Here is an 11,592-nt window from a genome sequence, read left to right on the forward strand (position 1 = left end):
ATTTGCTTCAATAGGCTTCTTGAAATTACTAAAAGATGATGAAATTTAAGTTATTGTATTGGATACTTTTTGTAAATCAGGTAATATTTGCGCAAACTATGATCTATGGTTATCTCAAAGGAGACCAGGATAAGCCTTTGGATCAGGCTGTCGTTAGCTTAGGTGAAGATCGTTTGATACAATCTAAATCCGATAGGGTAGGATATTTTCAATTTAAAGATGTAGCTGCCGGAACTTATCAAATCATCATTAATAGAGTAGGTTATGTGCCTTTAACTCTAACGGTAAAAGTTTTTCCTAAAGAAACGAAGAAAGATTTAGGAGTGATAAAATTAGAATATAATCCTTCTCAAGAGGATGAAGGTTTATTGACATTGATGGAAGATGATTTTTCGCCTGATGAAGAGAGTTCTCAATCTATGACCGGAATTGGATTATTACAATCTTCTAAAGATGTATTTTCTAAAACCGCCTCTTTTGAATTAGGATCTTACTGGTTCAAAGTAAGGGGAATTGATAACAGTTATGCAAATATTATGTTTAATGGTATTCCAATGTCTAAAAATCATACAGGAAAACCTGATTTTGGAAATTGGGGTGGTTTAAATAATGTTATTAAATATCCTTACGAATTAGCGGAAAATAATACCATCTCTGATTATTCTTTCAGCAATTTGGGAGGAACAACCTATTACGATACACGTTCTTCTTCTTACAGGAAAGGATTTCAGCTAACCTATTCTTTCTCAAATCGTACGTATCAACATAGAATCATGACAACGTATTCCTCGGGAATGCTACCGTCGGGATGGGCTTTCACTTTTTCAGGTTCCAGAAGATGGATGGAAGAAGGAGTAATTGATGGGACCTATAATAATTCCTATGCGTACTTCGCATCTCTTGAGAAAAAAATTAATGATAACCACAGACTAAATCTTACTGCATTCGGTACTCCAACAAGAAAAACAGGAATGAGTCCTAATACACAAGAAGTATATGACCTAAGAGGTAAGAATTATAATTCATATTGGGGCTGGCAAGATGGAGATAAAAGAAATGAAAGGGTTAAAAGAATTTTTGAGCCGATATTTATGTTAACTCATTATTGGAATTTAAGCGATAAATCAAAGTTAACAACTACAGCCTCATATCAATTTGGATATAATAAAAGTTCCCGTCTAAATAGGTATGAAGCCGATAATCCAACTCCAACTTATTATAAAAATTTACCTAGTTACTGGCTTAGTCAGGAAAATATGACGGAATATGAAAATTTTCTTCATGCTTGGAAGACTAATGATCTCAACGTGACTCAACTCGATTGGGGATATTTATATAATACAAATTATCATGCTCCAACATATCAAGATCCCTACAGCGGGCAAATAGGCAGAAGAGCTTCCTATTTCCTGGTGGATGATGTTTATAAAGATAAAACCTTTAATGCTGCCACTCATTTGCAGACTTTTTTGAGCGATAATTGGAAATTTTTTCTCAATTTAAATTATCAAAATTTAGTTTCAGATAATTATAGAGAGGTAAATGATTTATTGGGAGCAGATTTTGTCGTAAATAAAAGTTCATTTATAAAGGGTGATGGTTCCGGTTCATCTACCGATGATTATAACAGCTTAAAACCTGGTAGTGTAGCAAGGAAAGGCGAGAAAACGGAATATGATTACCGAATGTTCAGGCAGGAAATAACGGGAAATGCTACCTCAAGAGTGACGTTAAACCATTGGGAGATGGCAGTATCATTAGTATTCGGTTGGAATGAAGCCTATAGAAACGGAAAATTTAAACACGGATTATATCCGAATAATTCGTACGGAAAATCTAATAAAGCCAATTTTACAGAATTGGGTCTTAGAACAGGAATTACTTATAAGATTAATGGAAGAAATTTCATTATAGTAAACTTAGCCTATTTTGAGTCTTCACCAACTTTAAATGAAATATTTGTGAATTCCCGATTAAATAATGATATAACACCTCATATATCCAATCAAAGAATAAATACTAATGATTTAACATATATTTTAAGGTCTCCTTTTGTGAAAGCCAGGATTACCGGATACTATACAAAGATAAAAGATGCGGTAGAAATAACTCGTTATTATGCTAAAGGAGTTAGTTTAGATGAAAGTGAAGACGCGTTTGTTTCAGAAGTTTTAGCAGGTGTTGAAAAAGAATATTTAGGGTCCGAAATAGGGTTGGAATGGAAATTAACACCATCTTTAACCCTCTCCGGAATAGCATCTATAGGACAATATACATATAAAAATAATCCTAATTTGTACATACTTAGTGATAATTCACCGGGTGTACATAATTACGGATCTTCTTTCATTAAAAATTATAAGATTACGGGAACACCACAAAAAGCATATGTTGTAGGAATTAAATATGATTCGCCTAACTATTGGTGGGTAGGAGTTAGTGGTAATTTTTTACAAGATAATTATTCGAATATATCTTCTCTATCAAGAACCAAAAACTTTGTTATGAAAGATGATGCTTTTCCATATGAGGGAGCTACTCAAGAAAATGTTAAATCAATTATAAAACAGAAGCAATTTCAAGATGTTTTTATGTTAAATGCTTCTTTGGGTAAATCCCTTAAAATGGGTAAGTATTCCTTGAGTTTAAGTGCTTCGATAAATAATATTTTAAATGAAAGAGGATATGTTACCGGATCATTTGAACAAGGAAGATATTCCAATTATGAACAATTGGAAAAAGATAAATCGTTGGCCTATCCGCTTTTTGGAAATAAGCTTTTTTACGATAGAGGCAGATCGTATTTCATAAACGTTTCTTTTAGATTTTAAATTAATGCTGAAATAAACGATAAATTTTAAAATTGAAAAAATGATTAAAAATAGTGTACTATTTATATTTATATCTTGGTTTCTCTTGGCCTGTGTACATGATGATGATTATAAAAATCCGTCAGTAAATCAAGGTCGGCTAATGCAAGCGACTGTATACATTTCTGATCTTTTAAAAACAGCTCCTGTTTTTACCGGAAAAAATGGTATAGAGGCACAAGCTTTTACAAATGGCGAAATTTTAGAGGGCTATGTTATTTCAACAGATCATGCCGGAAATTTTTATAAAAATTTATTTTTAGTTACTGAAGATGGAACTCAAGGGATTGTACTCAGCATTAATAAATCCAGCTTATATACTTATTATCCGCTTGGATCTAAACTATATATTAAATTAGATGATCTCTATTATGGTAAGCAAAACGGTATGGTTCAGATTGGTATGCTTCCCACTCAGCCGGAAAAATATATCGTCGATCAAATATCTCCTTCAATTATGAAATCGAATATTATCTTGGGTAAAGATCAAAAAAAAGAAGAAGAATTGGTTATTAAAAGAAATTCAGCCGGTAAATTGTTAACTGCAAGAGAGGTCAATAATAATGAAAAATATTTGTGTACTTTGGTTGAAATCAGCGGAGTAGAATTTAATGAACCGGGAAAAACATTTGTTAGAAACAATTCTAGTACAGACAATCAGGTAAATACTATAAATCTCAATTATTTTGCTGTACCTATAAGTAATTATGCTTCTTTTGCGGGATATAAAATTCCCTATGGAGAGGGTAAATTGAGAGGAATTATGACCCGATATGATGGAAAGTATAAAACCTATAGGTTGAACCTGAGAACTATAGAAGATGTCAAAGATTTTCCACTTACTCAACCTTTTTTTATTGAAACTTTTAATAAGGTTTCAAATGTATCCGTAAGACCTAAAATAAATAATGCAAACGGTTTTGATAATTCTCAATCGGTCGCCTATAGTGATCCTTATGGAAAAGCAGATATTAGAACTTCAGGAACTTCATTTCCTTCCCCTTTGGTATGGTTTCCGGCAAATACTAATGCTTCATTAATTATAGACCATATCAATACATCCGGTCATAAACAAATGGTTTTATCGTTTAAACTCAATGTAGGCATTTTTAATTCATTGGATATTGGCTTTGTGGATGATTTAATAGTGAAATGTAATGATGTTGAAGTGGAGCTGCCCCATATTGCTTTAGATATAAGCAACAATAAAAATACTTTTTATACTGTGCGAATTCCTATTCCGGATGGTACTCAAAAAATTGAATTTTTTGGATCGGCAAGTAAAAATAAAAAAGGAATTAGGATTGATACGATACAATTGGAAGATTAATTATTGAAATGATGAAATTAAAATACACATATTCACTTATAATAATTGGATTAGTGGTTAAGGGGTTTCTTATCTCCTGTGTTGATAATGATGACTACTCAACGCCACCGATTCCTCCTAGCGGATTTTTTAAAGAAACTTTTAATAAGGTAACTAAAGTCAAGGGAGGAATAATTATTTCAAGTCCATGGCCTAAAGTATCTGCGGTTACTAATTTTGATGGAGAGGCTGAAGGAGCAGTTTATTCGGATCCATTTAGGTTGGCTGATATTAGAAAATTAAACGGATCCAGTGAAATTGCCAAGAAAGAATTTTTTATATGGTTCCCGGCAAACAAAGAATCATCTTTAATCATAAGTAATATCCCATTAGGAAACCGAAAAAATATAGCCTTGAGATATAATTTCAATGCAAATATTTATAACTCAGATGAAATTTCTAATACAAACAAGCTAAGAATTAGATTTAATGAGAAAGAGCTGACATTACCCGATATTGAACTCAATGCATTCAACAATAGAAACAAATACAAAGGCGTAATGATCAGAATTCCTGATGAAATTTTAAAAGAAATTTCAACCTTAGAATTGTTCAGTGAAGCGGCAAGTAATGATAGAGGTTTTAGAGTTGATGATATTGAATTGGTTGAGAATTTTCCGAATTTTGAATAAAGGTAAATAATAAACAAACTGTTTTTTATAAGCTATTTTAATTGGAATAATTTTGTATATTTAGTAAGTTAATTCTTTAAAAATAGTATATGCAAAAAACAGCTTTAATTACCGGGGCTACTTCAGGTATAGGTCAAGCTACGGCGAAAATTTTCGCTGAAAAAGGAATCAACCTTATACTTTGTGGAAGACGAAAAAGTAGATTGGACGATATAAAAAAAGAATTGGAAGATAAAGTGAAAATAACCACTCTTTCATTCGATGTTGGAAATAGAGAAGCGGTATTTTCTGCTATAGGAAGTTTGTCTGATCAAAACAAGAAAGATATAAATATATTAGTAAATTGTGCAGGAAATGCCCATGGATTAGACACATTTTTGGATTCTTCAATTGATGATTTTGATTCGATGATCGATTCGAATGTTAAAGGACTTCTGTATGTATCCAAAGCCGTCGTGCCTATTTTAGTTGCCAACAAAAGAGGGCATATAATAAATATAAGTTCTATTGCAGGAAAAGAAACTTATCCAAAAGGAACGGTTTATTGTGCTACCAAACATGCCGTGGAAGCAATCAGTAAAGGAATGAGAATGGATTTATTAACTCAAGGGATAAAAGTTACCAATATTGCTCCGGGTGCTGTTGAAACTGAATTTTCCTTAGTTCGATTTAAAGGAGACCAAAAAAGAGCAGACTCTGTTTATCAGGGTTTTGAGCCTTTAGTTGCAGAAGATATAGCGGATGCTATCTATTATGCCGTTTCTAGACCCGACCATGTACAAATTGCGGATATGACCATATTTCCCAAAGCTCAAGCTTCCGGAACGTTATTTGACAGAAAATAATTATTTAGTTACTTATTTTCATACCAGATATTCCAGGCATGATCAGCTTGTAAATGGAGCATTTCCAATCCATTTTTAGTTTGTGAACCTGCTTTTTTTCCCAGCTGTAACAATTTAGTTTCTTCCGGATTGTATATCAAATCATAAATTAAATGTTCAGGGGTAAAAAAATGAGCTGGTATGGGGGGACAATCATCTATATTAGGATAAGTTCCTACCGGTGTTGTATTTATAATTAAATTGTGAGATGAAATTATTTCTTGGGTTAATGAGCTATAGGTATTTATTCCGTTTCGGGATATGATTGTATAAGGTATGGAAAGATGGTGTAATATATAAGCGACCGCTTGGGAAGCTCCACCGTTACCGAGAATTAAAGCCGATTGATGATGGGGTTTTAATAAAGGAACTAATGAGTTTTTAAAACCAATAGCATCGGTATTATAACCTATTCTTTTTTTACCTTTAATTTTAACCGTATTAACAGCTCCAATTTTTTCAGCCTCAGGACTTAATTCATCTAGAAAATCTAGTATATCTTTTTTATAAGGAATGGTAACATTAAAACCGATTAAATCTGGCGTGTTAAAGAGTTTTGAAATATCATTTTTGGAAGGAATATCAAATATTTTATAGGAAAAATCTTTTAATCCCAGTAATTTAAATTTTTCCGTGAAATAATTTTTGGAAAAAGAATAAGAAATATTTTTCCCTAATAAACCTAAAATCATATTTAATCAACTTGAAGTTACTAACAAATATATAAAAACCCAAGTTTATATTATACAAATTAAATAAAGATATGTATTTTTGTAGCGTTTAATCCTAATTGGATGTTTGTCGAACCAAGTAATCGAATATGAAAAAAATAATTATTGTTATAATAATTTTGTTTTTATTATTTTCGTTGGGATTAATTATAGTAGGCGTTCCTTATTACAAAAAATATTACAGCTCTAATGTTATTCAGGAAAAGCTTATATATATTCCAACTCGAGCTAGTTACCATCAGGTAAAAAAAATGCTTGCTCCATATCTTAAAGACATCGAATCTTTTGACAAAGTAGCTTATGCCGAAAATTATCCGGATAAAATAAAAGCTGGGAGATATAAATTAAATGTAGGAGAAAATAATAAAGATTTAATCAGACGTTTATTACTGGGCAAGCAAGATGAAGTTCATTTAAGAATTAAATCATATGATGACATTTATGAATTAGCTTCCGATTTAGGTAAGAATTTAGAAGATGATTCTTTACATTTTATAAATTATTTTAAAAAACAAGCATCGTTAAAAGGATATAATGATGTGGAAGAACTGAAAATATATTTCACTCCTGAAACCTATTATATGGACTGGAATACTTCGCCTGAAAAATTATTTTCAAGATTTGAAACTATTCATAACCGTTTTTGGAATGAAAAAAGAAAAGCAGAAGCCGATAAATTAGGGTTGTCTGTTCTAGAGGTTTATACCTTAGCTTCCATAGTTCAAAGGGAATATGTTAAAAAAGACGAACTGCCTATCATCGCTAGCTTATATCTTAATCGTCTAAAAAAAGATATGAAATTACAATCGGATCCTACCGTTCAGTATGCTGAAAGAAAAGTATATGGCTTTAAGGTTCAAGTTAAGAGAGTAAAAAATGTATCTATTGATTCTCCGTACAATACCTATAAGTATAAAGGTTTACCTCCTCTACCTATTTGTATTCCTAATGATTTTGTAGTCGATGCCGTTTTAAATCCGGCTAAAACTGATTATTTGTATATGTGTGCCATAAGAAATACCGGCAGACATGCCTTCACCTCCAATCCGACAGAGCATATGAAAAATGCCAGAGACTACATTGATTGGTTAAATTCGCTCAAAATAAACTAAAATAAATATTATGAAATTAAATTTACTTAGTAAATACAGAACCTTATTGATGGGTTTTGCCATTTTATGGGTTATGTTTTACCATTCTCACGTGTATGTAGGTACATCAAAATTTTTAGAATTCTTTAAACGGATAGGCTATGGTGGGGTGGATATTTTTATATTAGTATCTGGTTTTGGTGTCTATTTTTCTATCCATAATGATGATTCAATTAGACATTTTTATAAAAAAAGAGCATTACGTATATTACCTTATTATTATCCAGTTGTTTTAATAGTTACTATCATAGCGATAAAATTAGGGATTTGGAATACAGATTCATTATTTTATAATTTAACTACTTTAGGCTATTGGAGAAATGTGGGTTTAGGAAAAATATATGATTGGTATATTCCTGCACTTTTGTTTTTATACCTTGTAACACCTTTATATTACAAGTTTTTTAAAATAAATAAGACTGCAACTACACTATGTGCCATAGCAGCAGCTTATATTTTTAGCTATTCAACCTATAATACGTACGAATATCTTTATAATTTAACATTTAGAATACCTCATTACGTTATAGGTTTTTGGCTAGCCGATTTCTTAATTAGAAATAAGGAATATGAATTTAATAAATTTACAATAGTTTTGTTTGCATTATGTCTAATAGTAGGAGTAAGTCTTCTTTATTATTTTTATTATTATACTCCCTATTTTGAAGAGTATGGAATTTATGTAGCCCCTTTCATTCTTATAACCTTGCCATTGTGTATGTTCTTATGTTATTTATTTTCTTTATTTAAGTCGTATAAATTTCCGATTCTTACATTTTTAGGAATACATAGCCTTACCTTATTTATATTTCATGAGAAAATCCTCTATTTATTTCATCTGTTTTTGCCTTCCAACATTGAAAATATATGTGCATTCATTTTAACATTTATTTTAGCGTATGTATGGCAAAAATTAATTGACAATATTGTAAATAAGATAACTATAAAGAAAAAAAAAACTTTCCAATAGGAAAGTTATAATAACAAATATTTAAAGCATTTTTAAAGTATTAACTTCGAGGTCTGTGAGAATTCTCCAGTAACCTCGTTTTAATGCTTTTTTTGTTAATCCGGCAAACATGACCCGATCGAGCTTTTCTACCTCATAGCCTAACCTTTCAAACATTCTTCGAATAATACGATTCCACCCGATATGGATTTCAACTCCTACTTCGTTTTTTGGAGCTCCTTCAATATAGGATATCTTGTCAACCTTAGCTATTCCCTCTTCAAATCGTAAACCTTCCAGCAATTTGCCAAAATCTTCAACCGATACTTTTTTATTTAGTGTGACATGATAAATCTTTTTAACTTCATGGGAAGGATGGGTTAATTTTTTAGTAAGATCTCCATCATTAGTTAAAAGAAGTACACCGGTGGTTTGCCTATCCAATCGTCCAACAGGATATAAACGATAAGGAGAAGCATTGGCGACTAAATCCAATACGGTCTTTCTGGCCTTTTCATCCTTAGTAGTTGAAATATAACCTTTGGGTTTATTCAAAAGTACGTATACATTTTTTTCAGGACGAATATATCTCCCGTCAAAAAATACTTCATCGCCCGGTTGTACTTTATACCCAAATTCTGTAATAATTTTTCCGTTAACTTCAACAACTCCATTTTGAATGAATATATCCGCTTCTCTTCTGCTGCAAACGCCTGAATTTGCTATATATTTATTGAGTCTTGTTCCGTCATTTTCTTTAGGAGATTTAGGTAATCTTTTTCTAAATGGAGCAGCGGATGCGTACCTTTTTTTATCCTCGAATTTATTTTTTTTGCCGGATTTATTTTCCTTTTTATCATTGGCTTTGAAATATTCTTTTTTATGAGATTTTTCATTTCTTCCAGAGCCTCTTCTGTCGTATGATTTATTATTTTTCATTTGTTGCAAATCTATGTTAATATACCTTTATGATATACGTGCGTATAAATAGGGTAGAAAGCTATTTTTAAACAAACTTCATTAAAAGTGCAAAGTTAAGGGATTCCCATCAATAAATACTAGAGAAATAGTGCCTAAAAAAATCCAAAATTTGATCATAAATATTAATATCTGAATATATTGAGGTTTACTTAACCAGATAACCACAATCGAACAAACGCATAATAGTATGGTTAGTAAATAATAAAGTCGTATTTCATAAAGATGAGGTTCGCAACTTAATTGAAAGGAAATACCTAATAATAAACAAAATAATATATTTAATATAATTTTGGTAGGTATAATACCTAAAGTATTAGGCAAAGTATGGTAGTTAAATAGATGATCATATTTATAAGAGAGAAGATCTTTACAAATATCTTTTATGAATATGATAAAGAATAAAAATCCAGAAAGATATAAAATGTAAGAAGAAAAATTTTCATAAAATAAAAACAGCGCTAAAAAAGGAAAAAGCATGATTGCAGAATTAGTCAAATTATTGATAAAAACTATTCGACTTAGTTTATGGCTGTAAAACCAAATGATAAATTGATAAATTAGAAAAAAAATAAAAATACGATAAGATAACACTATGGCAATAGTTAAAGATATGAAATTGAAAAAAATGTAAAATCGTAAAGCTATTCCATTACTGATAAATCGTTGCAATATAGAAGTTATCGGTCTATATACCATATCTTTTTCCTGATCGTAAAAAAAATTTATTATATAACCGGCCATGGCGCTTAGTGAGGAGGATAAGACTATACCATGAAGCTTTATATTTTTTAAATTCTCAACAATATTTTTTTCATCACCAAATAAATAGATAGCAGAAATATACATGGCTAGAATTAGCATAATTACATTAAAAATTCTAACTCTAACCAAAAAAGAGAGGTTAATTAAAATTATTTTTTTTCCTGAAGAGTACATCCATTAAGGATATTAACCAGGTAAAAATACAAAAAAAATTAAGGGATTTATAATTAAAAACGGTATACGACTTCTTTTTTGTAATTTTTTAACATTTTTTCAGTAGCTTCATAATCCTGGGTAAAGCCTAATATATATCCGCCTCCTCCGGATCCACAAAGTTTCAAATAATAAGTATTAGTATCAATACCCTTTTTCCAAATTTTTAAAAATTTTCGAGGGATCATAGGAGTAAAATGATTTAAGGCCCACAGAGAAAGATGTTTCAAGTTTTGAAAAAAGGATCCCATGTCCCTATTTAGGAAAGAATCTATACAATTGTTATTATATTTTATAAATTCTTCTTTTAAAGTTTTTCTAAAACCTTCATTTTTAAGTTTTTCGAAAAATATCTGAACCATAGGTTCTGTTTCACCGGGCATACCGGAATTAATTAAAAAAACAGCTCCTTTTCCATCTTTACTCTCAGTTAATCCTATTTTGTCAACATCTGCATTAGGCTGAATTAATAACGGGATATTCATATAACAGATAAGAGGGTCAATACCTGAACTTTTTCCGTGAAAAAAAGATTCCATTTGTCCTAAAACGTTTTTTAAATCTTTTAAATCAGTTTTTAGAATCTTATCAGATGAAATTTTATTTACAGAATATTTATCGAAGATAGCAGCTACCAGAGCACCGGAGCTACCAACCCCATACCCTTGAGGAATATTAGAATCAAAGAACATTCCTTTTTCAATATCTTTTTCAAGCTGAGAAATATTAATCGAAAATTTTTCAGGTAACGATAAAGTTTTCAAATAATCTGCAAATTTATGCAATGATTTATTTGATTTTGATTCAATTTCATTAAGTTCTGATGAAAACTGTAAGGTTCCTTTGTAGGCATTGTAGGGTAAGGTTAACCCTCTTGAATTTTCAATAATTCCATATTCTCCAAAGAGTAAAATTTTTGCATAAAATAAAGGATGCTTCATATTTTAATATTCTTCAAAAAACGTTACAAATTTACACATTATATTAATTTTATAATTAAAATTTAACTAATATTTTTAAAAACCTTTGACAGTTTCTTATTTTAAAAAT

10 protein-coding genes are annotated in these 11,592 nt (G+C 30.5%); 6 read left to right on the plus strand and 4 right to left on the minus strand.

The features are described 5' to 3' along the window. Positions 1-35: 35 nt before the first annotated feature. From GYM72_RS00005 to GYM72_RS00020, 4 genes are all read left to right on the plus strand, one after another. Entirely contained in the window at positions 36-2,831 is a 2,796-nt protein-coding gene (locus GYM72_RS00005) for a hypothetical protein (RefSeq protein ID WP_220264277.1), read from the plus strand. 40 nt (positions 2,832-2,871) lie between these two features. Further along, on the plus strand, positions 2,872-4,200 hold the full coding sequence (locus GYM72_RS00010; RefSeq protein ID WP_220264278.1) for a DUF5689 domain-containing protein: 1,329 nt from the start codon (positions 2,872-2,874) through the stop codon (positions 4,198-4,200). 8 nt (positions 4,201-4,208) lie between these two features. Next, positions 4,209-4,871 (plus strand): hypothetical protein, encoded by a 663-nt coding sequence (locus GYM72_RS00015; protein WP_220264279.1) that lies wholly within the window; start codon positions 4,209-4,211, stop codon positions 4,869-4,871. A gap of 89 nt (positions 4,872-4,960) precedes the next feature. Continuing rightward, positions 4,961-5,716, plus strand: a complete 756-nt coding sequence (locus GYM72_RS00020) for an SDR family NAD(P)-dependent oxidoreductase (RefSeq protein WP_220264280.1) — start codon at positions 4,961-4,963, stop codon at positions 5,714-5,716. Positions 5,717-5,724: 8 nt separating this feature from the next. On the opposite strand, the gene GYM72_RS00025 is transcribed toward GYM72_RS00020, so the two are convergent. After that, entirely contained in the window at positions 5,725-6,447 is a 723-nt protein-coding gene (locus tag GYM72_RS00025) for a shikimate dehydrogenase (RefSeq protein ID WP_220264281.1), read from the minus strand. 128 nt (positions 6,448-6,575) lie between these two features. Between GYM72_RS00025 and mltG the strand changes: the two genes are divergently transcribed. Together mltG and GYM72_RS00035 are read left to right on the plus strand one after the other, a co-directional pair. Beyond that, positions 6,576-7,598 carry an endolytic transglycosylase MltG gene (gene mltG, locus GYM72_RS00030; RefSeq protein WP_220264282.1) on the plus strand — a complete coding sequence of 341 codons (1,023 nt, stop codon included), beginning with the start codon at positions 6,576-6,578 and terminating at the stop codon, positions 7,596-7,598. Between the two features lie 10 nt (positions 7,599-7,608). Next, positions 7,609-8,607, plus strand: a complete 999-nt coding sequence (locus tag GYM72_RS00035; protein WP_220264283.1) for an acyltransferase — start codon at positions 7,609-7,611, stop codon at positions 8,605-8,607. Positions 8,608-8,628: 21 nt separating this feature from the next. Here GYM72_RS00035 and GYM72_RS00040 read toward each other — a convergent pair whose 3' ends face one another. The 3 genes from GYM72_RS00040 to GYM72_RS00050 form a co-directional block, all read right to left on the minus strand. Further along, entirely contained in the window at positions 8,629-9,525 is an 897-nt protein-coding gene (locus tag GYM72_RS00040) for a pseudouridine synthase (RefSeq protein WP_220264284.1), read from the minus strand. 81 nt (positions 9,526-9,606) lie between these two features. Next, entirely contained in the window at positions 9,607-10,503 is an 897-nt protein-coding gene (locus GYM72_RS00045) for a UbiA family prenyltransferase (RefSeq protein ID WP_220264285.1), read from the minus strand. A 53-nt stretch (positions 10,504-10,556) separates the two neighbouring features. Then, on the minus strand, positions 10,557-11,483 hold the full coding sequence (locus tag GYM72_RS00050) for a mevalonate kinase (RefSeq protein ID WP_160542569.1): 927 nt from the start codon (positions 11,481-11,483) through the stop codon (positions 10,557-10,559). Positions 11,484-11,592: the final 109 nt, after the last annotated feature.

It is taken from the genome of Apibacter sp. ESL0404, assembly GCF_019469245.1.
GTDB lineage: Bacteria > Bacteroidota > Bacteroidia > Flavobacteriales > Weeksellaceae > Apibacter.